The sequence below is a fragment of the Methylobacterium sp. 174MFSha1.1 genome, assembly GCF_900116815.1.
Classification (GTDB): domain Bacteria; phylum Pseudomonadota; class Alphaproteobacteria; order Rhizobiales; family Beijerinckiaceae; genus Methylobacterium.
This window is the reverse complement of record NZ_FPCB01000013.1, coordinates 25,121-48,041: the sequence shown is the minus strand read 5'-3', so window position 1 is coordinate 48,041 and position 22,921 is coordinate 25,121. Positions and strand designations below refer to the sequence as shown.

The following is a 22,921-nucleotide window of genomic DNA, read 5'->3' as shown; positions in this document are numbered from 1 at the left end:
ATCGCTTTCGGCCTGCTCAGATCTCGGCCCGCAGGGGCCGGCTGAGCAGGTCCGCGATCGCCGCGTCGAGGCTGAGCGTCCCGGAGAGCAGCCCGGCCACCGCCTCGGCCACCGGCATCTCGACCCCCCGCTCCCGGGCGAGCGCCACCAGCCCCTGCGCGGTCAGCGCCCCTTCCGCGAGCTTGCCGCCCGCGGCCTCCTCCAGGCTCGCCCCCCGTCCCAGGCGCTCGCCGAAGGCGAAGTTGCGCGACTGCGCCGAGGCGGCGCTGAGCACGAGGTCGCCGAGGCCGGAGAGACCCATCAGGGTCTCGGGCCGGGCGTCCCAGGCGCGGGCGAAGCGCATCAGTTCGGCGAAGCTGCGGGCGACCAGGGCCGCCCGCGCGCTCTCGCCGAGGCCCCGGCCGATCGCCGCCCCGCAGGCGATGGCGAGCACGTTCTTGGCCGCCCCGCCGATCTCGACCCCGCGCGGATCGCTGCCGTGATAGACCCGGAAGCTCGGCCCGGACAGGGCGGCGGCGAGCCGCGCCGCCAGCGCGCCGTCGCGGCTCGCCAGCGTCACGGCGGTCGGCAACCCGCGGGCGACGTCCGCCGCGAAGCTCGGGCCCGACAGGACCGCGATCGGCGCCCCCGGCGCGGCCTCGGCGGCGACGTCGGTGAGGAAGGCGTGGGTGCCGCGCTCGATGCCCTTGGCGCACAGCACCAGGGCGGCGTCCGGCTTCAGGTGCGGATGCAGGGTCCCCAGCACGCCGCGCAGGGTCTGAGCCGGCGTCACCACCAGCACCGCCTCGGCGGCGGCGAGGTCCGCCGCGGAGGCGGTCGGGCGCACGCCCGGATGCAGCACCACGCCGGGGAGGTGGCGGGCATTTTCGCGCGAGCGGGCCATGGCGGCGGCGCCCTCGGCGTCGCGCATCCACAAGATCACCGGCCGCTCCGCCGCCGCCGCGGCGGCGTTGGCGAGGGCGGTGCCCCAGGCACCGCCGCCCAGGACCGCGATCGGGCCGATGGCGGTCATGATGTCCGCCCACCGCGAGCGTGAGCGGGGCCGCTGCTCGGCAGGGCACCGGCGAGTCCGAGGAAAAGCAGCACGGCTTCGTCGAGCCGTCTCATGTCTGCCGGATCCAGGCGGCCGATCAACGTCCCGATCTTGTGCCGCGGCACGGTCGTGATCTTGTCGACCATCAGTCGGCAAGGCGCCCGCAAGCCATTGCCGTCGTTCGGAGTGATAGGAAGTCGGAACAAAGGTGCGTCCGTAGGGTCTGTCGTGAAAGCGCAGATCGTGACGGAATCGGTTGCCGCGAATGCATCATCCTGGAGAATGACGGCAGGGCGCGGCTTGCCGGCGTAGTCCTTGCCGCCTGAGACGGTCCAGATATCCCCTCGCGTCACGCCGACGTCGATCAATGTTCGGGATCGGCTGAAATCGCGTCGATGAAATCCTGGTCGTCTCGCGCCTGCCGGCTCGCGGCAACCGCGGCCGCCTGCCGCTGTGCTTCATGCCGGAAGGCCGGTGCACGAACGTCCGGCACGAGGATCTCGAGGCGCCGCTGATCCGGACCGGGGCTCGCCCGGCGGGGCGGTCTCGAAGGCTTGGGGTGGGACATGGCTGGGTTCCAGATCGTTCGCGCGGTCGGAGGGGCGAACGGCTTCTCGCGAGACATGCCGAAGCTTGAATCTCAGAGCGCCGCGCGAGCAAGGCCTATCGTAGGCGACCGTCGACCGTCCCGCCACCGCTAAGGAAATCCGCCGCCGTCAGCCGGTACAGCCGGTGCGGCCGGAGCTCGTGCCCCTCCGGCAGCCCGGGATGGGCGAACCCGCCGACCTCGCTCATGCCGAGGCGCTCCATCACCCGGCGCGAGGGCGCGTTCACGTCGGCGGTGTAGGCGACGACCTCGGGAAGCGCGCAGCGGGAGAAGACGTCGGCGAGCGCCAGGCGGGCGCCGCGCACGGCGAAGCCCCGGCCCCAGGCGGGCCAGGCGAGGCGCCAGCCGATCTCGACGAGGCCCGTCGCGTTGAGGCTCGATTCTCGGCCGATCAGGTCCCCGAGGGGCAGCGGCCGCGCCGGGCGCCAGCAGCCGACGAATCCGACGAAGCCCTCCGGCGCCTCGACCACCCAGGGACCGAACCCGTCCTCGTCGAAGCGCCGGGCCAGCGCCCGCGCCTCGGCCTGGCTCTCGCGGGCGGTCTTGGGCGCGGGGAAGAACCGCATCACCTCCGGATCGGCGCAGAGCGCCGCGAAGGGCTCGTCGTCGGCGAGCCGCCAGCGCCGCAAGGTGAAATCGTCGCCGGGCAGGCGCGCGGGCGGCGGCGGCCGCCGGACCTTGCGCCGCCACAGGAGCGAGCGGTGGTTGAGCACCGCGAGGTCCTGCCGCCCGGCCAGCACCGCCTCGCCGAGGCCGAGGGCGACGGCCAGGCGCTCGGGCGGCATGTTGGCCCAGGCGGGCGGGGCGACGCTCTCGCGCCAGGGCCCGCCGCAGGCGTTGTCGAGCAGGATGCGGGCGAAGCAGTGGTTGCGCGAGACCGGCCAGTCCGGGTGCGCGGCCGCCGCTGCGGGCAGGCGCTCGTCGACCAGGTCTCGCCAGCGGCGCTGCTGCGCCTCGGCCTCCGCGGGGGTCATCCGGCGGCGGTCTCGGCCTGGGCGGAATCCTTGGCCGGGTCCTTGGCAATCTCCTTCGCCTGGGCGAAGGGCCAGCGCGGCCGGGCCGGGGCGGTGATGTCGTCGGTGAGGCCGAGGCGCAGGCGCTCGATGCCGGCCCAGGCGATCATCGCGCCGTTGTCGCCGCAGAGCGGCAGGGGCGGGGCGACGAGGGGCAGCCCGGCCTCGCCGGCCTGGTGGGCGAGGGCGCGGCGCAGGGCGCCGTTCGCCGCGACGCCGCCGGCCGCCACCAGCGCGGTCGGATGGCCGGCGACGGGGCCGAAATCGCGCAGGGCCACCCGCACCCGGTCGACCACCACGTCGACCACCGCCGCCTGGAAGCTGGCGCAGAGGTCGGCAACGTCCTGGTTGGTGAGGGGCGCGATGCGCTCGGCCTCGATCCTGAGCGCGGTCTTGAGGCCCGACAGCGAAAAGTTCGGCTCGCGCCGGCCGAGCATCGGCCGCGGCAGGGCGAAGCGCTCCGGGTTGCCGCTCTCGGCGGCGCGCTCGACCTCCGGCCCGCCCGGATAGGCGAGCCCCAAGAGCTTCGCCACCTTGTCGAAGGCCTCGCCGATGGCGTCGTCGATGGTGCCGCCGAGGCGCACGTACTCGCCGACGCCCTTGACCGCCACGAGCTGGGTGTGGCCGCCGGAGGCGAGCAGCAGCAGGTAGGGGAAGGCGAGGCCGTCGGTGAGCCGGGCGGTGAGGGCGTGGGCCTCGAGGTGGTTGACGGCGATGAGCGGCTTTCGCGCGACCAGCGCCAGGGTCTTGCCGGTGACGAGTCCGACCAGCACGCCGCCGATCAGCCCCGGCCCCGCCGCGACCGCGATGCCGTCGAGGTCGGACAGCCGCATGCCGGCATTGTCGAGCGCCCGGGCGACGAGCCGGTCCAGCACCTCGACATGGGCGCGGGCGGCGATCTCCGGCACCACGCCGCCATAGGCGGCGTGCTCGGCGATCTGGCTCAGCACCTCGTTGGAGCGGATCGCGCCGCGCCCGTCCTCCTCCACCGTCACGATCGCGGCCGCGGTCTCGTCGCAGGTGGTCTCGATCCCGAGGACGTTCATGGTGTGGGCTTGGTCTCGCGAGGGGGCTGGCACGCCGCGCGGCGGCCGGTATGGTGCCCTTCAGATAACCCGCCGGCGCCGGGTCGGCCAAGGGGTCGGTTTCACAAGGGGTCGGATGCATGAGGGAGGGCGCATGAGGGGAGGGTGCGTGACGCCGGCGACGGCGTGCGGGACCGCCCTCAGGGTCTGGGTCGCGCGGCCGCTGCCGGCCGGGGCGCGCACGGCCGCGCGGGTCGCGGCCCTCGGCCACCGACCGCTCCTCGCCCCCGTCCTCGACCTCGCGCCGAGCGGCGCGCCGGCCCCGGAGGGCCCGTTCGACGCCCTGGTCCTGACCAGCGCGAGCGCGGTGCCGGCCCTCGAGGGGTCTCCTCTCGCGGTGCTGCCGGCCTACTGCGTCGGCGCCCGCACGGCCGACGCCGCCCGGGCGGCGGGGCTCGCGCCCGTCCACGAGGCGGGGGGCGACGCCCTCGCCCTCGCCGACCTGATCGGCCGGTCGCTGCCGCGGGGCGCGCGGCTCCTCCACGCCGCCGGGCGCGAGCGCAAGGACGAACCGGGCGACACGCTGGCCGCCCGCGGCTACCGGCTCACGGTCTGGGTCGCCTACGCGGCCCGGGCCCTGCCGGCCCTGCCGGAGCCGGTGGCGGAGGCGCTCGGCCATGACGGCCTCGACGCGGCCCTGCACTATTCCCGGCGCAGCGCCGCGACGGCGCTCGGCCTCGCCCGGGCGGCGGGGCGCGAGGCGGCGTTTTCGCGCGTGGCGCATCATTGCCTGTCGGCGGACGTGGCCGCGCCCCTGGTCGCGGCGGGGATCCTGTCCCATGTCGTCGCGACGCGGCCGGACGAAGAGGCCCTGCTGGCCGGCCTGCACCCCATTCGACAGGACAGTGACGCAGAGGCGTCGCCGGCCCTTCGCCCGGGCCGGGAGCGATGCTAAGGGACGATCAACCCATGCGCGGCCCGGGCGGGATCCTGCCCCGCGGTCGCGCTCACGCCGCGCCGATCAGGCCGCCGTCCGGCGCGCCCCGGCCCGGACCCACAGGTGAGGATCTTCGGCCGTGACCCCCTCCGACAAGGACCAGAAGGATTCGCGCAACCGTCCGGGCGGGCGCGGCGGCAACCCGGCGGATGGGCCGATCATCGACCTGAAGGCCACCCGCGTGCCCGACGCGCCCAAGAGCGAGCCTGGCAAGACCGAGCCGGGCAAGGCCGAGCCGGGCAAGACGGAACCCGGCAAGACCGGGCCCGGCAGCACCGGACCGGGCAGCACCGGACCCGCGAAGCCGGCCGAGGCGGCCAAGGATGCGTTCAAGACGGATGCTGCCAAGACCGAGGCGGCGAAGCCCGGCACGACCGCTCCCGCGACCGCGGCCGTGAAGCCCGGCGAACCGCCGAAGGCGGCCGAGGTGAAGCCGACCGACGTGCCGAAGCCCGGCCCGACCGGTGCGGCCTCCGTCCCGGCCTCGCCGCTCGGCGCCTCGGCGCCGAAGCCGGCCGGCGGCGTGCCCGCGGGCTCCGCGACGCCCACCGTCGGCGCGACGGCGACCACGACCGCGAAGCCGGGCGAGGCCAGGCCCGCGGATATCAAGCCCGCGGATATCAAGCCGACCGACGCGAAGCCGGGTGACGGCAAGACCGGTACGCCGCCCTCCGCGACGGGTCCCGCTTCGGCCACGTCCACAGCCCCGTCCGCCACGGGCGGCGCCCCGAAGCCCGCGACCGGCACCGTCGTCACCGGCCCCGGCAGCGGCCCGCTCAAGGTCGGCGACGCCAAGCCGGGCGATGCAAAGCCGGCCGATGCGAAGCCCGGTACGCCGGTGACCGGCAGTCCCGGCGGCAAGCCGCCGGAAGCGGGCAAGCCCCTGGACGCGAAGCCCCTCGATTCGAAGCCCGTCGACTCGAAACCCTCGGACACGAAGTCGCCCGCCGCCGGCACCGGCGCGACGGCGGGGGCCGCCTCGGCGGGCTCGCGCCCGAACCCGGCGAGCCCGGCCGGCGCGACGCTCTCGGCGGTGCCCAAGACGGGCCCGCAGACGAGCGGGACCGGCACGACGCCGCCGAAGGACGCACCGAAGCCCGAGGCCGCCCGGAGCACGAGCGCCATCCCGGCCGCCGCCACGGCGCCGCAGGCCAATTCGGGATCAAAGTCCGGCGCCGGGTTCGGCTCGCTGCTCGCCGCCTCGCTGCTCGGCGGCGTGGTCGGCGCGGGCCTCCTCTACGGCGCCACGACCTACGGCCCGCTCTACGGCCTCAACCTGCCGAAGCCGGCGGCGCCCGAGACCGACGCGGCCGGCACCGTGCCGCTGGAGCAGCGCCTGGCCGATCTCGCGCCCCGCGACAGCGTCCAGGCCCTCGACCGCCGCATCGGCTTGCTCGAATCGACCCTGCGCCCGCTGCCGGACGCGGTGCGCGCCGCCGACGCCGCGGCCAAGAATGCGGGCCAGCGCGCCGACGAGGCCCTGCGCAAGGCGGAGGCCGCGCCCGCCGCGGCCCCCGCTCAGGCAGCGCCCGCGGCCCAGGCCCCGAGCCAGACCGCGACGCCGACCGCCGCCGCCGGCATCGACCCGGCCCGCCTCCAGGGCATCGAGAAGCAGCTCGCCGACCTCCAGGGTCGCGCGGGGGGCGATGCGGGCCTGCGCCAGCGCATCGACGGGCTCGACAAGGGGCTGAAGGCGCTCCAGGCCGATCTCGGAACCCGCGCGGCGGCCGACGAGCAGGCGGACAAGGCGCTTGGCCAGCGCCTCGACGAGCTGCGCCAGACCCTCGACGGCCGGGCCAAGGCCGCCGACCAGCGCTTCGACACGCTCCAGCAATCCGTCGACGCCCGCGGCAAGACCGTCGACCAGCGCCTCGCCGACCTCGCCAAGGCGGTGGAGGGACGGGCCGAGGCGAGCAGCGTCCAGGCGGCGCTCCGGGTGGTGGCGTCCGACCGGATCGCCAGCGCGCTCGCCACCGGCGCCCCCTACGCCGACGCGCTCGCGACCCTGAAGCAGCTCGATCCCGGCCAGGCCGGGGCGCTGGCGCCGCTGGAGCCCTTCGCCCAGAGTGGCGCGCCGACCGCGGCGTCGCTCGCCCAGAGCTTCCAGCCCGTCGCCGCGAAGCTGAACGCGGCGGCCCTCGCCGCCCGGCAGCGGGCGGTGGCCGAGCGCGGCAGCATCACCGACAAGCTGACCAGCATGGCCGAGTCGATCGTCTCGGTGCGCAAGGTCGGGAGCGAGGGGTCGGCCCCGGCGCCGAGCAATGCCGCCGACCCGACCGAGGCGGGCGTCGCCAAGGTCCAGGACGCCCTGTCCCGCGGCGCGGTGGCGGAGGCGGCGCAAGCCTTCGACGCCCTGCCGGAGCAGGCCCGCCAGGAGGCCGGCGATTTCGGCAAGCGCCTGAAGGCCCGCGCGGCGGCCGGCGAGGCCGCTCGGGCGCGGCTCGCCGCCTCCTTCGCGGCCCTCCAGGGCCCGGCGACCCGCTGAGGCTCCGCCCGCTTCCATCCTCCGGGATGGGAGCGGCGCCCGTTTCCGGTGCGGCCGCCACGGCGGCCGCCGTGACATCCCGGGGCTCGCTCGACGCCCCCTCGCGCGCCCGGTGCGGCAGCGCGGCTTTCTGGAGTTGATCGACCGATGTGGCGCGCACTCGCCTTCCTGGCTCTCCTCGCCCTCGCCGCCTACGGGGCGGTCTGGCTCGCCGACCGGCCCGGCGTGGTCACAGTGACCTGGGGCGGCTACGAGCTGGCGACCAGCCTCGCGGCCGCGCTCGTCGGCGTGATGGTGCTGGCGGTGGTGCTCGGCTTCGTCTGGGCCTTCGCCCGGGGCATCCTGAACCTGCCCGAGCGGCTGACCCTGTCGAGCCGGCGCCGGCGCCAGGCCCGGGGCTACAACGCGCTCTCGCGCGGCATGGTGGCGGTGGGCTCGGGCGATCCGATCGCGGCGCGCCGCCACGCCGGCGAGGCCGAGCGCCTGCTCGGCCCCGAGCCGCTCGCCCTGCTGCTGACCGCCCAGGCCGCCCAGATCTCCGGCGACCGCGCCGGGGCCGAGCGCGCCTTCCAGCGCATGGTCGACGATCCCGAGACCCGGGTACTCGGCCTGCGCGGCCTGTTCGTCGAGGCCCGGCGCCAGGACGACGAGACCACGGCCCGCGCCTACGCGATCGAGGCCGCCCGCCTCGCCCCGAGCGTGACCTGGGCCAACGAGGCGGTGATGGAGAGCCAGTGCGCCGACCGCGACTGGTCGGGCGCCCTCGACACCGTCTCGCGCCGCGCAGGCCTCGGCCTCTCCGACAAGGCGGCGATGCGGCGCCAGCGCGCGGTGCTGCTGACCGCCAGCGCCCTCGACCTCGAGGCGGGCGATCCCGAGCGCGCCCTGGCGCAGGCCCGGGAGGCGGTGAAGCTCGCCCCCGATCTCGTGCCCGCCGCCGCCGTGGCCGGCCGCCTCTTCGCCCGCCGCGGCGACCTCAAGCGCGGCGCCAAGGCGATCGAGGCGGCCTGGCGCGCCAACCCGCACCCGGACCTCGCCCGGGTCTATCTCGACCTGCGCACCGGCGATTCGAGCCGCGACCGGCTCGCCCGCGCCGAGACCCTGGCCCGGATCTCGTCCTGGCACCCGGAATCGCGCTTCGCCATCGCCCGCGCGGCGATCGACGCCCGGGAATTCAGCCGCGCCCGCGACGTGCTGGCGCCGCTGCTCGCCGACCAGCCGACCGCGCATGCCTACGAGCTGATGGCCGAGATCGAGGAGGCCGAGCACGGTGCCCAGTCGGGCAAGGCCCGCGAGTGGCAGGCGCGGGCGACCCGCGCCCCGCGCGACCCGGCCTGGTGTGCCGACGGCCTCGTCACCGATCGCTGGGCGCCGATCTCCCCGGTCAGCGGGCGCCTCGACGCCTTCGTCTGGCAGACCCCGCCGGACCTGCTGGGCCGCGCCCATTCCGGCCCCGCCCACGAGCCCGAGCCGGCCGCGACCTCGCACAACCCGGGCTCGCTCAACGGCGGGGCCCCCGCGAAGGCCGGCAACGGCACCGCCACGATCGGCACGATCCCGCCCGGCACGGTGACCCCGCCGGTGGTGCCGGTGCCGGTGAAGGTGCCGGAGGTGGTCGGGCCGGGGCGCTGAGGCCCTCACGGCCTGACGGCCGGGATCGGCTCGACACTCGGCGGTAATACCTCTCGACGTCATCCCGGGACCGCGCAGCGGAACCCGGGATCCATAAACGCTAACGTCACAGGATAAGGCGGATCGCTCTCCGCTTGGTTCTGCATCGTCGGCGGTTATGGATCCCGGGTTCCACTGCGCGGCCCCGGGATGACATTGAGGGTTCGAACTCGTTCGACAATCCGAGCACGCTCAGCCCGGCCGCCTCTCCACCCCGGCCCAGCGCCGCCGCACGCTCCATTCGTAGCGCGAATCGCCGTCGAGCAGGTGCAGGTGGTCCTGGAGCCGGTTGCGCTCCAGCCAGGCGAGGGCCGCCTCCAGCTCCTCCGCCGTCATTGCGGCGCGGCTCTTGTTGTTGAAGAGGCGCTTGAGCACCGCGTTGTAGCGGTGGGCGAGCGACGCGCCGCGGGGCAGCCGCAGCTCGGCCTCGTCCTCCACCGCCTGCGCGGTCACCATGGCGGCGACGCGGGCGCGGAGCGCCCGCTCGACCCGCGAGGGCGGGACAGGACCCGCATCGGTGCCGGGCCGTCCGGCCTCCCGCTGGGCCTCGGGCCTTGCCATCGCCATGGAGGGGCCGGGCCGCAGCATCGCGTAGCGCAGGCCGAGCGCGTTGCTCTCCAGCGGCACGATGCCCTCGTCGATCTCGCGCGCCAGCGGTCGCGGCTCGGGCGAGGCGGCTCCCGTCGGGCGCTTGCGCGGTCGGGTCGCGGTCGCCTGCTCGGTCTCGATGCGGGCGCGGAACTGCGCGAAGAGCGGGTCGTCGGGGTGGAAGACCAGGGCGTGCTGGTCGGCGTAGTCGCCCGCATGGGGATCGACCCGGGTCGCCCGGGCGATCATCTGCTCCAGCCAGGGCCGCGAGCGGATATGGGTGAGGGCCGCCACCACCGCGACCTCGGGGGCGTCCAGCCCCTCATAGGCCATCGCCACCGTCACCAGCACGGCGGGCTCGGGGGTGAGCCGGAAGGCGGCGAGCGCCGCATGGGCGTCGGCTTCCGCCGAGGTGGCGATGCGCACGTCGCGGCGCGCCTGCTCCTCCGGCATCCAGGCCTGGATCATGGCGTGGTAGCTCTGCGCGCTCGCCTGGTCGGGGGCGACGACGAGGAGCTTGCCGAGGCCTCGGACCGCCTCGGTGGGGCCAAGGCCGCGCTTGCGCCGGCGCTCGGCCCGCACGCGGCGGGTGGCGAAGAAGGCCTCGCGCAGCAGGTCGCGGGCGAAGCCCGTGCGGAGCGCCGTGAACAGGGCCGGCCGCGTCGTCGCGCTCGGGCCCGCGCCCGAGAGCCGGTGCGGGCCGACCCGGGCCTGGCCGCTGGTGCGTCCGCCCTCGAGCCAGCTCGCCTCGCCGTCCAGCGCCCCGAAATTGACCGGCAACACCGCCTTCTCGGCCAGCGCCTCGGCGCGGGAATAGCCGATCACCGCCCAGCCCGGGGCCTCGATGTCCGGCACCGGCGCGCCGCCCTCCGTCCGGTAGGGCAGCCACAGGATGCGCCGGCCGTCCGCCCGCTCCAGGGTGCCGGAGAGGAGGAGGCGCACGCTCGCCTCGCGGAACAGCGGCAGCAGGGCGCTGCTCCAGGCCGCGGCCTCGCTCCCCGCCTCGCCGTTGGCGAGGGCCGGCAGGTGGTGGACCTCGTCGACGACGAGGAGGGTGCGGTGGCGCCGCATTTCAGACAGGTGCAGGGCGGGGGAAGCCGCCACCGCCTGGTAGGTGGTGACGTAGCCGGCCAGCCCCCGGCTCGGATCGGGCGAGTTGTCGGCCGCCCGCACCGAGAGGGCGTGGCCGAGGGCCGCCCGCCAGGCCGGATCGGCGAAGGCCTCCTCGGCCTGGAGCCGCAGGGAATCCCGCGGCACGATCCAGACCACCCGGTCGACGAGGCCCGCCGCGATCAGCTTCGAGGCCGCGATGACAGGCAGCAGCGACTTGCCGCCACCGGGCGTCACCGCCGCCAGGATGTCGGTGATGCCCGTGGCCTCGCCGCGGGCGAGCGCGCCCACGAGTTCGGACAGGCTGCGCTGGTGGCTGCGCAGGGGACGGGACGGGGCGCTCACGGGCGAGGGGACATCGGAAGGGAATCGCGAACCATTCCCCGACCATGCCGGAGCCCGCCCCCCTTGTGAATCCGGGGGACAAGCAGCTTTTCCGCGTTCCCCACATCACAAAACGCTTGCGCCGGTCTTGACCTCTCAGCCGCGGCCGCGCTCCAGCAGCCGCGAAACCACCCGGGCGGTGAAATCGACCATCGGGACGATGCGGGCGTAGTTGAGCCGGGTCGGCCCGATGACGCCGACGACGCCGACGATGGTCTGGCTGCCGTCCCGGAAGGGTGCCGCGATCATCGACGAGCCGGACAGCGAGAACAGCTTGTTCTCCGAGCCGATGAAGATGCGCACGCCCTCGCCGCCCTCGGCGCGGGAGAGGAGGTCGATCACGTCCTTCTGGCTCTCCAGGTCGTTGAAGAGCAGGCGGATGCGCTCCAGGTCCTCCGCCGCCCGCAGGTCGTCGAGGAGGTTGGCCTGGCCGCGCACGATCAGCTGGCGCTCCTCGCTCGGGCCGACGGAGCGGGCGAGGCCCGCATCGACCAGGCGCCCGGTGATCTCGTCGAGCTCCTGCTTCATCGCCGCCCGCGCGGCCTCGATCTCGCCCCGCACCTCGCCGAGGGTGCGGCCGCGGATGCGGGCGTTGAGGAAGTTCGAGGCCTCCTGGAGCGCGCTGGCCGGCAGGCCCTGCGGCAGGTCGAGCAGGCGGTTCTCGACCGAGCCGTCGTCGGAGACCAGCACCACCAGGGCGCGGCCGGGATCGAGCCGCACGAACTCGATGTGGCGCAGCCGGGGGTTCTGCTTGGCGGTGACGACGACGCCGGCGCCCCGCGAGATGCCCGAGAGCAGCACCGAGGCCTCGGTGAGCGCGCTCTCGAAGGTGTGGCGCGAGGCGGCGGCGCGCATCTGCGCCTCGATCCGGCCCTTCTCCTCCTGGCCGACATCGCCGAGTTCGAGCAGCGCGTCGACGAAGAAGCGCAGGCCGTGCTCGGTGGGGAGCCGGCCGGCGCTCGTATGGGGGGCGTAGATCAGCCCGGCCTGCTCGAGGTCCGACATCACGTTGCGGATCGAGGCCGGCGAGAGCGCCATCGGCAGGATGCGGGCGAGGTTGCGCGACCCCACCGGCTCCCCCGTGGCGAGGTAGCTCTCGACGATCTGGCGAAAGATTTCCCGCGAGCGCTCGTTGAGCTCGGCAATGGCACGGGCCTGTCCGGAGCCGCCGGGCAGGGGTGGAAGGTCGCGCGTGTTCATCAACCCTACGGGAGCCAAACGACCCCTTACTGTGAGGCGAGCCCGCGCTTCGTGCAAGCGGACGCGACGCCGCGCGGCGGTCCGATTTCGCGTCCGCGACGGATGTCGTCACCTGAACGGAAGCCGGCGTCGCGTCTCAGACCGCGTTCAGCCCCCCGGCGCCACTCTCGTCTCCATGGCCGCACGCGTCGTGCGGCGAGACGATCCGGAGGCGAGGATGCTGACGATGCGAAACCCGATGGCGGCCGGCACACGGCTTCTGGCGGCGGCCGCTCTGGTGGCGGGCGGTCTCTTCACGGCAGGCAGCGCCCAGGCGGCGCCCTTCGCGCCAGGCGCCGCGACGGCGCCCGCCGCCGAGGTGGTGCAGGCGCAGTGGGGCCACCATCACGGCGGGGGCCGCGGCCATCACCGCGGATGGGGCCACGGCCATCACCACCACGGCGGCTGGGGCCATCACCGGCGCCACCACGGTCACTGGGGCCACCACCACCATCACCGGCACTGGGGCCACCATCACGGCCGGCACCATCACCGGGGCTACGGCTACTACTGACGGGCGGGCGCGGCCCGGGCGCATGGTGCCCGGGCCCTTCTGCATGGGGTCCCTCTTTGGGGGTGCTCTTGGGGCCTCCCCTTGCCGCCCCCGGCGCCAGCGCCTAAGAGCGCGCGGCCCTCAGGGGATCGAAGCGCCGCGCCGTCAGCGCGCGGCGCCCTGGACAGGAGTTGCCCATGCGCCCCTCGAAGCGCGCCCCCGACGAGCTGCGCAAGGTCACGCTGGAGCGGGGCGTCTCGCGCTACGCCGAGGGCTCGTGCCTGGTCACCTTCGGCGAGACCAAGGTTCTGTGCACCGCCTCGCTCGAGGAGCGCGGGCCGTCCTGGCTGCGCGGCTCCGGCAAGGGCTGGGTCACCGCCGAGTACAGCATGCTGCCGCGGGCGACCCACGACCGCAACCGGCGCGAGGTCAATGCCGGCAAGCCGTCCGGCCGCACCCAGGAGATCCAGCGTCTGATCGGCCGGTCCCTGCGCGCCGTCGTCAACCTGCCGGCGATGGGCGAGCGCCAGATCGTGGTCGATTGCGACGTGCTCCAGGCCGACGGCGGCACCCGCACGGCGGCGATCACCGGCGCCTGGGTCGCCCTGCACGAGTGCTTCACCTGGATGCGCGGCCGCTCGATCATCTCGGTCGACCCGATGCGCGACCACGTCGCGGCGATCTCCTGCGGCATCCACAAGGGCACGCCCGTCCTCGACCTCGACTACGCCGAGGATTCCGGCGCCGAGACCGACGCCAACTTCGTCATCACCGGCGGCGGCGGCATCGTCGAGGTGCAGGGTACCGCCGAGGTGAAGCCGTTCTCGGAGGAGGAATTCTTAGGGCTCCTGCGCCTCGCCAAGGCGGGCGTGGCCGATCTGGTGGCGCTCCAGAAGCAGGCGATCGCCTGATGGGTCGCCTCCTCACCGGGCGGGTCGTGATCGCGACCCACAATGCCGGCAAGCTGCGCGAGATGCGCGACTTGCTGGCGCCCTTCGGCGTCGAGGCGGTCTCGGCCGGCGAACTGAACCTGCCCGAGCCGGACGAGACCGGCACGATGTTCGCCGAGAACGCCGCCATCAAGGCGCGGGCGGCGACGCAGGCCACGGGCCTGCCCGCCTTCGCCGACGATTCGGGGCTCTGCGTCGACGCGCTCGACGGGGCGCCCGGCCTGTTCTCGGCCCGCTGGTCCGGCGGCTCGAAGGATTTTTCCGGCGCGATGGCGCGCATCGAGCGCGAATTGTCCACCCGGGCTGCGACGAATCGCCGGTCGCACTTCGTCTCGGCCCTGGTCCTGACCTGGCCGGACGGGCACGAGGAGCTGTTCGAGGGCCGGGTCTTCGGCGAGCTGGTCTGGCCGCCCCGCGGCGACAAGGGCTTCGGCTACGACCCGATGTTCAAGCCGGACGAGAGCCCGCTCACCTTCGGCGAGCTGAGCTCGGACGAGAAGCACGGCATCGACTGGGCGAAGGGCGAGGCGCTCTCGCACCGCGCCCGAGCCTTCCTGGCGCTCGCCGCCGCCTGTCTGCGCCGCCCGGATTGAACGGGACATTGAACGTGGACTTGGCGCCCGCTCTCGCGGAGGGGCGCCTTCGTGGGAGCGGGGACGGCGAACGCCGCCCCGTCCCGGGTGACCTTGGGTTACGCGACAGTGAGACCCACGTCGACGTTGCCGCGGGTGGCGTTCGAGTACGGGCACACCTGGTGGGCCTTCTCGACCAGTTTCTCGGCGGTCGCCTTGTCGAGGCCCGGCAGCGAGATGGTCAGGTCGGCGGTGATGCCGAAACCGCCCTCGGAGCGCGGGCCGATGCCGACCTTGGCGGTGACGGTGGTGTCGGCCGGGACGGCGATCTTCTCCTGGCCGCCGACGAACTTCATCGCGCCGAGGAAGCAGGCGGCGTAGCCGGCCGCGAAGAGCTGCTCGGGGTTGTTGCCGGCGCCGCCGGCCCCACCAAGCTCCTTGGGGGTCGACAGCTTGACGTCGAGGCTGCCGTCCTGGGTCTGGGCGCGACCGTCGCGACCGCCATTCGCCGTGGCCTGGGTGGTGTACTTCACGTCGACGGACATCGGGCTCTCCTCACAGATCGCGGCGGCCGCGCCGAAGCGATTCCCGGCCGCCCGCGGCATCCTCATAGATCACATTTCGATTGTGCGCAATTTGTTTTTGTGCGCCGTCTTAGCTATGATCGAAGCGGCCTCGGGCGCAGATCGGTCCCGAGCGTCACGGTCAGGCCCCGCGCGACGGAGCCCCCTTGAGAATCGGGACTTGAGGAGCGGGACATGTCCGAGATCGACGCGCGCGGCCCCACGCCCGACCAGCCAGCCGACCGGGCCGACGACCTGCTGCTCTCCAGCCAGATCTGCTTCGCGGTCTATTCGGCGGCTCATGCCTTCAACCGGATCTACAAGCCCCTCCTCGACCGGATCGGCCTGACCTATCCGCAATACCTGGTGCTCCTCCTGCTCTGGGAGCAGGACGGGCAGACGATGAAGACCCTCGGCCAGCGCCTCTACCTCGATTCCGGCACCCTGACGCCGCTGCTCAAGCGGCTGGAGGCGGCAGGCCTGGTGAGCCGGGCCCGCGACACCCAGGACGAGCGGCTGATGCGCATCAACCTGACCGAGGCCGGCGCGTCCTTGCGCGAGAAGGCGACGCCGTTCCCGCACGAGATCGTCTGCGCCGCGGGCCGGCCGGCGGAGCGGCTGGTGGCCCTGCGCGACGAGATCGTGGCCCTGCGCGACAGCCTGCACGCCTGCGCGGCGCCGGATCGCGGGGTGGCTTGAGCGACCTCAGAGCATCGGCAGGTGCCGCGGCTCCCGCCCGCGCGGAAACGCGGCGTCGATCCGGGCGAGTTCAGCCTCGCTCAAGGTGAGGCTGCCGCCGCCGGCATTCTCGGCCGCGTGGGCCGGGCTCGACGCCTTCGGGATCGCCAGCACGCCGTCGCCCCGGGTGAGCGCCGCGAGCGCGACCTGCCGCGGCGTGGAATCGTGGCTCTCAGCGATCTCGGCCAGCACCCGCCCGCCCGGGGTCGCCGGGCCGGGGAAGCTGTCGTGGCCGAAGGGGCTGTAGGCCACCACCGCGACGCCGTTCTGCCGGCACCAGGGCAGGACCGAATGCTCGATCGCCCGCTCCTCCAGGTGGTAGAGCACCTGGTTGCAGGCGATGCGGTCGGGACCCGCGATCGCCAACGCCTCGTCGAGGTCGTCGGCGTCGAAGTTGCTCACCCCCCAGGACAGGATCTTGCCCGCTCGCACCAGATCCTCGAAGGCCGCGAAGGTCTCCGCCAGGGGATGCGGCCCGCGCCAATGCAGCAGGTAGCAGTCGAGCCGATCGGTACGCAGGCGCCGGAGCGAGCGCTCGCAGGCCTCGACCGTGCCCCGGCGCGAGGCGTTGCCGGGCAGGACCTTGGAGACCAGGAAGACCTCGTCGCGCCGGTCGCCGATCGCCTCGGCGATCAGGGGCTCGGCCTCGCCGTACATCTCGGCGGTGTCGACGTGGCTCATCCCGACATCGAGGCCTCGCCGCAGGGCGGCGGCCGCCACGGTGGGCTCGCTCTCGTCGAGGTACCAGGTTCCCTGCCCGATCACCGGCACCGCAGGCTGGTTACGTCCGAAGGGTTGCCGTCGCATCGCGCGCTCCTGCGATCTGTGCCGTCCTGAGCCGTGCGGCGTCCGGAGGGCAAGGGCAGATCCCGGAGAATGCACGGTTTTCTGCGGATCGTCGCGGGGCGGGAGGGTTAGGCGCGGCGGGCAGGGGAGGGAAAACGCCCTTCTCTCCGGATGCGTTCTGCAAAAAGAACATTCCGGTTGACAGAAAGTCCGCTTCCGGGTTCTGTGCCGGCCACTACCCGGCCTGAGACATTCCGCTGAAGGACCCCGATGACCGCTCCCGTCTTCCCGCCCGCCCGGACCCGCGCGCCGTGACGGCCCCCGTCCGCGTGCCGGTGCCGGTGGACCTGAGCGACCGGATCGGCGATCCCGACGCGCTCGTCCGGCTCGAGAGCGTCGCCAAGACGTACACGGCGCGCCGCGGCGCCGGCGCCGTGACGGCCCTGGAGGACATCGACCTCTCGGTGTCCCGCGGCCGGGTGCTCGGCGTGATCGGCCGCTCGGGTGCCGGCAAGTCGACCCTGATCCGCCTCGTCAACGGGCTGGAGCGGCCGAGCCGCGGCCGGGTGATCGTCGACCGCGCCGAGATCTCGGCCCTGTCGGAATCGGCCCTGCGGGCCGAGCGCCGTGGCATCGGCATGATCTTCCAGCACTTCAACCTGCTCTCGGCCCGCACCGCCGCCGGCAATGTCGCGCTGCCCCTCGAAGTGGCGGGGTACGACAAGGCCGCGATCCGCAAGCGGGTGGCCGAACTCCTCGACCTCGTCGGGCTCGGGCCCCAGGCCGACCGTTATCCGGCCGAATTGTCGGGCGGGCAGAAGCAGCGCGTCGGCATCGCGCGGGCGCTCGCCACCAACCCGAAGGTGCTGCTCTCCGACGAGGCGACCTCGGCCCTCGACCCGGAGACGACCCGCTCGATCCTCGACCTGCTCGGCCGGATCAACCGGGAGCTCGGCCTGACGATCCTGCTGATCACCCACGAGATGGCGGTGATCCGGGCGATCGCCCACGAGGTCGCGGTGCTCGATAACGGCCGCATCGCCGAGACGGGCGACGTGTTCGAGGTCTTCACCCGGCCGCGCGCCGCGATCACCCGCACCTTCCTCGACGAGGAGACCGGCCGCACCCTGCCGCCGGCCCTCGCCGCCCGCCTCACCCCCGGCCTGACGGCCGGGGAGGGCAAGGGAGGGAAGAAGCAGGCGGTCCTGCGCATCACCTTCCGGGGACCGCACGCCACCGATCCGGTGCTGGCCCAGCTCACGAGCGAGCTCGGCATCCCGGCGGGCATCCTCTCGGGGACCGTCGACGAGATCGCCGGCCGCCCCTTCGGCACCCTGGTGGTCGGCATCGCTGCCGATCCCGGCACGGTGGAGCGGGCGCAAGCCTTCCTGGCGGCCCGCGGCCTCGACGTCGAGATGCTCGGCACCCTCGACCTCGCAGGCTGGCAGCGCACCGCCGCGCCCGGCTTGACGGATCCTCACCATGTCGCCTGAACTCTTCCGCCTCCTCGTCCAGGCCACCCTCGACACGCTGCAGATGGTGGCGGTGGCGGCCTCCCTCGGCACGGTGATCGGCCTGCCGCTTGGCGTGTTCCTCGCCACCAGCGGCCGCGGCGAGCTCCTGGCCGCCCCCTGGCTCAACCGGGTGCTCGGCCTCGTCGTCAACGCCACCCGCTCGACGCCGTTCATCATCCTGGTGGTGGCGATCATCCCGTTCACCCGGCTGCTGGCCGGCACCTCGATCGGCACCGTTGCGGCCACCGTGCCGCTGACGGTCGCGGCGATCCCCTTCATCGCCCGCCTCGTCGAGGGCGCGGTGCGGGAGGTCGATGGCGGCCTCGTCGAGGCGGCGAGGGCCTTCGGGGCGAGTCCGCTGCAGATCGTCCTCAAGGTGCTGATCCCCGAGGCCCTGCCCGGCATCGTGCTCGGCCTCACCCTGGCGGTGGTGTCGCTGATCGGCTTCTCGGCGATGGTCGGCGCCGTCGGCGGCGGGGGCCTCGGCGATCTCGGCATCCGCTACGGCTACCAGCGCTTCATGCCCGAGATGATGCTCGCCGTCGTGGTGGTGCTGATCGTCCTGGTGCAACTGGTCCAGACCCTCGGCGACCGGCTGGCGCGGCGCATGAACAAGCGCCTGCGCCACGGCTGACCCCTTCTTCTCTGTCCAATCTCCCTCGGAGCGTAAGACGATGCTGCGTACCCTCACCCTGGCGGTCCTCCTCGCCACCGCCAGCCTGCCGGCGCTCGCTCAAGGCCAGCGCGTGCGCGTCGGCGTCACGCCGGGCCCGCACGCCCAGATCCTCGAGGCGGTCAAGCCGATCGCCGCCAAGAAGGGCCTCGACCTCCAGGTGGTCGAGTTCTCGGACTACGTCGTGCCGAACGAGGCCCTGTCGTCGGGCGAGCTCGAGGCCAACTCGTTCCAGCACCAGCCCTATCTCGACAACCAGAAGGCCGATCGCGGCTACAAGATCGAGAGCGTGGCCCAGACGGTGAACTTCCCGATGGGCGTCTACTCGAAGCGCCACAAGAGCTTCGACGCGGTGCCGGCGGGCGGCACGGTGGTGATCCCGAACGATCCCACCAATGGCGGCCGCGCCCTGCTGCTCCTGCAGGACAAGGGCCTCTTGAAGCTGAAGGCGAATGTCGGCTTCAAGCCGAGCGTCGCCGACATCACGGAGAACCCGAAGCGCCTGCGCATCATCGAGGTCGACGCGGCTCAGACCCCGCGCTCGCTCGACGACGTCGACGCCGCGGCGGTCAACACCAACTACGCCACCGCGGCCGGCCTCAAGCCCGGCGACGCGATCCTGAAGGAGGAGCCGAAGGGCCCCTACGTCAACGTGATCGCGGTGCGCAGCGCCGACAAGGACAAGCCCTGGGTCGCGACGCTGGTCGAATCCTACCGCTCGCCGGAGGTGAAGGCCTTCATCGACGCCAAGTTCGGCGGCGCGGTGCTCACCAGCTGGTGAACCCTGCCGTCCGGGCCGCAGGCACGAGGCGGCGGCCCCGCGCCGCGTCTTATCCACAGGGATGAGACGCAATGAAGCGGGGCCGTGAAACCAAACGAGGCCGTGCGCGTCTTCTCTGCACGGCCCGACTGACGGGCTGGCCTTACCTTTCGAGGTGCCCGATGAAGATCATCACGTCCGCCCTGGTCGCCGCCGTCCTCACCGTCGCCGCCGTTCCGGCCTTCGCCCAGGGCAACTCGCCCTACAACAACTCGGGCTCGCAGGCCGGCGGCCCGCTCGGCGGCACGCAGCGCGAGATGGGCGCCCCCGGCGGCGCGCCGGCCATGGGTGCCGCTCCCCGCGCGACCATGCAGCCGACCATGCGCAAGAAGCGCATGATGAAGCACCGCCGCATGCACCGTCACCACCACGCCCGCTGAGCCTCGCCGCAAGGTCACGGGCTCGCCCGGCGCGCTCGTCGGCGGCTCATGCCGCCCGGCGGGCGCGCGTTCGCGCGTCGTTCCCGCGGATCAATCCACCTTCTCGTCCGGATAGACGCCCCAGAGGCGGTCCTGGCGCATGTAGCCGTCGACGTCGCCGCGTTTCTGCGGCAGCGCCACCACGAGGCGGCACCAGGTCTTGTCGCAGGTCTTGACGCTGCCGATCACCCCGGCCTGGAGCTGGGCCACCACGCCGCTCGCCGCATCGGCCCGGTCGTAGAGGGGCACCGGAGCGCCCTTGTCGGCGCCGCGGTTCAGCACCACGGCGGTGCGCCGGCCGGAGAGCAGCGAGTGCAGCACCCAGCCCTCGGTGCCCTCCGAATCGCGGATGCGGCGCCAAGTCTCGTACTCGGCGATGATCTCCACCGGCAGGCCGGCGCGTTGGAACACCCACAGGGTGCGATGGTCCTTGGACGGGCCCTCGCGCAGGTTCACCCGGTCGGTCTTCAGGCTGACGTAGCGCGGCAGCGGCAGCTTCGTCGTCGGGCCGATGGTGATGCCGATCTCGCCGGGGGCGGGGTTGGCGGCGGGGGTCGGCGGCGCGGCGGCAGCGGGCGCAGCCAGGACGGCGAGCAGCAGGGCGACGAGGAAGCGCGGGTGGAGCATCGGCGGTCGGTCTCCCTTCAGGGAAGCGGCGCGGATTGTCTTCCCGATCACCTCTGCTAGAGAGGCCGCCGGGCATCGCGCCCCGGCCGGATCGAGGGGCGTAACCGCCCCTATCGCCGGACCATGGTTAACGGGTCGTAACGACGCCTGTGGTCCACACCAAGGCGGGGCTTTTCGCCGGGCCGCCGCGTCGCTTACTCTCGGGCGGCGCGGGCGCCCATATCGCGTGTCGGGGCCGCACGGGCAGGCCGGGAGGCCCGCCCGGGGCAGGGGAGGGATCATGTCGTTGAAGCGCAAGCCGCTCGTGGTGGTCACCCGGCGCCTGCCGGACGTCGTGGAGACGCGGATGCGCGAATTGTTCGACGCGCGCCTCAACCACGAGGACACGCCGCTCACCGGCGGCGCCCTGGCACAGGCCCTCCAGGAGGCCGATGTGCTGGTGCCGACGGTCACGGACGAGATCGACGCCTCGCTCCTCGCCCAGGCCGGCCCGAACCTGCGCCTGATCGCCAATTTCGGCAACGGCGTCGACCATATCGACGTCGGGGTGGCGCTCCAGCGCGGCATCACGGTCACCAACACGCCGGGCGTGCTGACCGAGGACACCGCCGACATGACGATGGCGCTGATCCTCTCGGTGGCGCGCCGGGTCACCGAGGGGGCCCGGATCATCCCGGACGACGCCTGGTCCGGCGGCTGGTCGCCGACCTGGATGCTGGGCCGCCGCATCACCGGCAAGCGCCTCGGCATCGTCGGCATGGGCCGCATCGGCCAGGCGCTGGCGCGCCGCGCCAAGGCCTTCGGCCTCTCGATCCACTACCACAACCGCCGCCGGGTCGGCGCCCGGATCGAGAGCGACCTCGAGGCGACGTATTGGGAATCCCTCGACCAGATGCTGGCGCGGGTCGACATCGTGTCGGTCAACTGCCCGCACACGCCGGCGACCTACCACCTGCTCTCGGCCCGGCGCCTGAAGCTGCTGAAGCCCGAGGCCGTGGTGGTCAACACCGCCCGCGGCGAGGTGATCGACGAGACCGCGCTCGCCCGCCTGATCGAGGTCGGCGACATCGCGGGGGCGGGCCTCGACGTGTTCGAGCAGGAGCCGGCGGTGAGCCCGCGCCTCGTCAAGCTCGCGAAGGCCGGCAAGGTGGTGCTGCTGCCCCATATGGGCTCGGCCACCCACGAGAGCCGCGTCGACATGGGCGAGAAGGTCATCATCAACATCAAGACCTTCCTCGACGGCCACCGGCCGCCGGACCGGATCCTGCCCAGCATGCTGTGAGGGACCGTTGTCGGGCACGGTCCGCCCCCGGTCCTGACACCCGCGATGGCATCCCGGGGCTCGCCGCAGGCGGGAACCCGGGATCCATAACCGCTGACGTCGCAAGACCGGGCGGAAAGGCCTCGGCGTCATCCTGAACCGTCGGCGTTTGTGGATCCCGGGTTCCGCTGTCGCGGCCCCGGGATGACGCGGAGGGTGTCACCGACGGAAGGCGCCCGACCCGCGGACCGGACGGTCGCCCTCGCGGGCTTCAGCCCTGCAACGTCGCCTTCAGGCTGATCTTGGCGTTCAGCACCTTCGAGACCGGGCAGTTCTTCTCGGCGATGCCGGCGAGCTCGTCGAACTTCGCCTGGTCGATCCCCGGGATCTTGGCGGTCAGGGTCAGGGCCGAGGCGGTGATGGTGAAGCCGTCGCCGTCCTTCTCCAGGCTCACCACGGCTTCCGTGCGCAGCTCGTCGGCGGTGAAGCCGGCGCCCTGGAGCTGGAAGGCCAGCGCCATGGTGAAGCAGCCCGCATGCGCCGCGGCGATCAGCTCCTCGGGATTGGTGCCCGGCTCGTTCTCGAAGCGGGTGTTGAAGCCGTAGGGGTTGCTCGACAGCACGCCCGACTGGGTGGTCAGCTGACCCTTGCCGTCCTTGCCGCTACCCTGCCAAACGGCGTTCGCCTTGCGGTTCATGCTCGTCTCCCGTGACATGATGCGGTGCCGTCCCGGCGCCCGCTCACGCCCACAGGTAGGTCAGCGCCCCTGAAGGTCATCCTCGGATTCCGCATCGATCACCCGGCGGGCGAGGGCGAACGGGAATCCCGCCCGGGCCATGGCGGCGAGGTCGCGCTCGCGCGCGGCGATCCGGGCACCCGGTGCGCGGTACGGCCCGAGGCGGCGGCGCCTGGCATAGGCGAGGGCGGCCTCGTCCTCGCCGCCCGCATCTTCCTCGGCGAGGGCCGCGCCGACGATCTCGCGGTCGACGCCCTTGGCCGCGAGCTTCGCGCCGATCGCCCGGGCCGAGCCGCCGCGGCGACGCAGGGAGCGCACCTTGGCCGCCGCGAAGGCGGCGTCGTCGACGAGGCCGGCGCCGAGCGCGCGGGCCACCACCGCCTCGACCATCTGCGAAAAATCGTCGGGCTCCTCGCCGCGCAGGCGGCAGCGGGTCTCGACCCGGCGCCGCAGCACCCGGCGCAGCATCTCGGCGGAGGCGCCGTAGCGCTCCAGGTAGTACAGCGCCGCCCGTTCGAGATAGGCCGGCGTGATCGGCCGCGCCGCCCTCAATCCGCCATCGCGTCCGGGTTCATCGGCCCCGTCCCGGATCGCCTCCGTCCCGGCGGGTGCGTCCG

At 73.6% G+C, this 22,921-nt stretch carries 24 protein-coding genes; 12 read left to right on the top strand and 12 right to left on the bottom strand.

The annotated features are described in order from the left end of the window. Positions 1-16: 16 nt before the first annotated feature. The 5 genes from BM430_RS12110 to tsaD form a co-directional block, all read right to left on the bottom strand. Complete coding sequence (locus BM430_RS12110; RefSeq protein WP_093567514.1) at positions 17-1,012, bottom strand: NAD(P)H-dependent glycerol-3-phosphate dehydrogenase; 996 nt, start codon at positions 1,010-1,012, stop codon at positions 17-19. After that, positions 1,009-1,386: a type II toxin-antitoxin system PemK/MazF family toxin gene (locus BM430_RS12105; RefSeq protein ID WP_093567650.1), complete on the bottom strand. Its 378-nt coding sequence runs from the start codon at positions 1,384-1,386 to the stop codon at positions 1,009-1,011. Before BM430_RS12105 ends, BM430_RS12110 begins: the two co-directional genes overlap by 4 nt. Before the next feature lie 11 nt (positions 1,387-1,397). Further along, positions 1,398-1,601 (bottom strand): antitoxin MazE-like protein, encoded by a 204-nt coding sequence (locus tag BM430_RS12100; RefSeq protein WP_093567513.1) that lies wholly within the window; start codon positions 1,599-1,601, stop codon positions 1,398-1,400. A gap of 95 nt (positions 1,602-1,696) precedes the next feature. After that, on the bottom strand, positions 1,697-2,614 hold the full coding sequence (locus tag BM430_RS12095) for a GNAT family N-acetyltransferase (RefSeq protein WP_093567512.1): 918 nt from the start codon (positions 2,612-2,614) through the stop codon (positions 1,697-1,699). Next, complete coding sequence (gene tsaD, locus BM430_RS12090; RefSeq protein ID WP_093567511.1) at positions 2,611-3,699, bottom strand: tRNA (adenosine(37)-N6)-threonylcarbamoyltransferase complex transferase subunit TsaD; 1,089 nt, start codon at positions 3,697-3,699, stop codon at positions 2,611-2,613. Before tsaD ends, BM430_RS12095 begins: the two co-directional genes overlap by 4 nt. A gap of 148 nt (positions 3,700-3,847) precedes the next feature. Here tsaD and BM430_RS12085 point away from each other — a divergent pair, with 148 nt between their 5' ends. From BM430_RS12085 to BM430_RS12075, 3 genes are all read left to right on the top strand, one after another. Then, positions 3,848-4,633 carry a uroporphyrinogen-III synthase gene (locus BM430_RS12085; RefSeq protein ID WP_244539454.1) on the top strand — a complete coding sequence of 262 codons (786 nt, stop codon included), beginning with the start codon at positions 3,848-3,850 and terminating at the stop codon, positions 4,631-4,633. Positions 4,634-4,754: 121 nt separating this feature from the next. Beyond that, complete coding sequence (locus tag BM430_RS34650; RefSeq protein ID WP_177303025.1) at positions 4,755-7,160, top strand: hypothetical protein; 2,406 nt, start codon at positions 4,755-4,757, stop codon at positions 7,158-7,160. A 147-nt stretch (positions 7,161-7,307) separates the two neighbouring features. Beyond that, complete coding sequence (locus tag BM430_RS12075; RefSeq protein ID WP_093567509.1) at positions 7,308-8,792, top strand: heme biosynthesis protein HemY; 1,485 nt, start codon at positions 7,308-7,310, stop codon at positions 8,790-8,792. Between the two features lie 231 nt (positions 8,793-9,023). Here BM430_RS12075 and BM430_RS12070 read toward each other — a convergent pair whose 3' ends face one another. Beyond that, positions 9,024-10,874 carry a DEAD/DEAH box helicase gene (locus BM430_RS12070; RefSeq protein ID WP_093567508.1) on the bottom strand — a complete coding sequence of 617 codons (1,851 nt, stop codon included), beginning with the start codon at positions 10,872-10,874 and terminating at the stop codon, positions 9,024-9,026. A gap of 135 nt (positions 10,875-11,009) precedes the next feature. Next, a complete protein-coding gene (gene hrcA, locus BM430_RS12065; protein WP_093567507.1) occupies positions 11,010-12,113 on the bottom strand; it encodes a heat-inducible transcriptional repressor HrcA in 1,104 nt (367 codons plus the stop codon). 217 nt (positions 12,114-12,330) lie between these two features. Here hrcA and BM430_RS12060 point away from each other — a divergent pair, with 217 nt between their 5' ends. From BM430_RS12060 to rdgB, 3 genes are all read left to right on the top strand, one after another. Further along, positions 12,331-12,666 carry a hypothetical protein gene (locus BM430_RS12060; RefSeq protein ID WP_244539453.1) on the top strand — a complete coding sequence of 112 codons (336 nt, stop codon included), beginning with the start codon at positions 12,331-12,333 and terminating at the stop codon, positions 12,664-12,666. Between the two features lie 176 nt (positions 12,667-12,842). Further along, on the top strand, positions 12,843-13,556 hold the full coding sequence (rph, locus tag BM430_RS12055) for a ribonuclease PH (protein ID WP_093567506.1): 714 nt from the start codon (positions 12,843-12,845) through the stop codon (positions 13,554-13,556). Beyond that, positions 13,556-14,188, top strand: coding sequence for an RdgB/HAM1 family non-canonical purine NTP pyrophosphatase (rdgB, locus tag BM430_RS12050; protein WP_093567505.1), 633 nt, complete (start codon positions 13,556-13,558; stop codon positions 14,186-14,188). The genes rph and rdgB overlap by 1 nt, the downstream gene beginning before the upstream one ends. Before the next feature lie 98 nt (positions 14,189-14,286). Here rdgB and BM430_RS12045 read toward each other — a convergent pair whose 3' ends face one another. Beyond that, positions 14,287-14,712: an organic hydroperoxide resistance protein gene (locus tag BM430_RS12045; protein ID WP_048450424.1), complete on the bottom strand. Its 426-nt coding sequence runs from the start codon at positions 14,710-14,712 to the stop codon at positions 14,287-14,289. A 213-nt stretch (positions 14,713-14,925) separates the two neighbouring features. Here BM430_RS12045 and BM430_RS12040 point away from each other — a divergent pair, with 213 nt between their 5' ends. Further along, positions 14,926-15,429, top strand: coding sequence for a MarR family winged helix-turn-helix transcriptional regulator (locus BM430_RS12040; RefSeq protein ID WP_093567504.1), 504 nt, complete (start codon positions 14,926-14,928; stop codon positions 15,427-15,429). Between the two features lie 6 nt (positions 15,430-15,435). Here BM430_RS12040 and BM430_RS12035 read toward each other — a convergent pair whose 3' ends face one another. After that, entirely contained in the window at positions 15,436-16,275 is an 840-nt protein-coding gene (locus BM430_RS12035; protein WP_093567503.1) for an aldo/keto reductase, read from the bottom strand. 290 nt (positions 16,276-16,565) lie between these two features. Between BM430_RS12035 and BM430_RS12030 the strand changes: the two genes are divergently transcribed. The 4 genes from BM430_RS12030 to BM430_RS12015 all read left to right on the top strand — a co-directional run bounded on the left by BM430_RS12030 (position 16,566) and on the right by BM430_RS12015 (position 19,641). Then, positions 16,566-17,747: a methionine ABC transporter ATP-binding protein gene (locus BM430_RS12030; RefSeq protein ID WP_093567502.1), complete on the top strand. Its 1,182-nt coding sequence runs from the start codon at positions 16,566-16,568 to the stop codon at positions 17,745-17,747. Beyond that, on the top strand, positions 17,737-18,402 hold the full coding sequence (locus BM430_RS12025) for a methionine ABC transporter permease (protein WP_093567501.1): 666 nt from the start codon (positions 17,737-17,739) through the stop codon (positions 18,400-18,402). The genes BM430_RS12030 and BM430_RS12025 overlap by 11 nt, the downstream gene beginning before the upstream one ends. 40 nt (positions 18,403-18,442) lie before the next feature. Next, complete coding sequence (locus tag BM430_RS12020) at positions 18,443-19,222, top strand: MetQ/NlpA family ABC transporter substrate-binding protein (protein WP_093567500.1); 780 nt, start codon at positions 18,443-18,445, stop codon at positions 19,220-19,222. Positions 19,223-19,383: 161 nt separating this feature from the next. Next, positions 19,384-19,641 carry a hypothetical protein gene (locus BM430_RS12015; protein ID WP_093567499.1) on the top strand — a complete coding sequence of 86 codons (258 nt, stop codon included), beginning with the start codon at positions 19,384-19,386 and terminating at the stop codon, positions 19,639-19,641. Positions 19,642-19,731: 90 nt separating this feature from the next. On the opposite strand, the gene BM430_RS12010 is transcribed toward BM430_RS12015, so the two are convergent. Next, a complete protein-coding gene (locus BM430_RS12010) occupies positions 19,732-20,307 on the bottom strand; it encodes an SH3 domain-containing protein (RefSeq protein WP_093567498.1) in 576 nt (191 codons plus the stop codon). Positions 20,308-20,587: 280 nt separating this feature from the next. Here BM430_RS12010 and BM430_RS12005 point away from each other — a divergent pair, with 280 nt between their 5' ends. Continuing rightward, a complete protein-coding gene (locus tag BM430_RS12005) occupies positions 20,588-21,589 on the top strand; it encodes a 2-hydroxyacid dehydrogenase (protein WP_093567497.1) in 1,002 nt (333 codons plus the stop codon). 250 nt (positions 21,590-21,839) lie between these two features. On the opposite strand, the gene BM430_RS12000 is transcribed toward BM430_RS12005, so the two are convergent. Both BM430_RS12000 and BM430_RS11995 read right to left on the bottom strand, forming a co-directional pair. Beyond that, positions 21,840-22,265 carry an OsmC family protein gene (locus BM430_RS12000; protein WP_093567496.1) on the bottom strand — a complete coding sequence of 142 codons (426 nt, stop codon included), beginning with the start codon at positions 22,263-22,265 and terminating at the stop codon, positions 21,840-21,842. 60 nt (positions 22,266-22,325) lie between these two features. Continuing rightward, positions 22,326-22,856 carry a regulatory protein RecX gene (locus BM430_RS11995; protein ID WP_244539452.1) on the bottom strand — a complete coding sequence of 177 codons (531 nt, stop codon included), beginning with the start codon at positions 22,854-22,856 and terminating at the stop codon, positions 22,326-22,328. Positions 22,857-22,921: the final 65 nt, after the last annotated feature.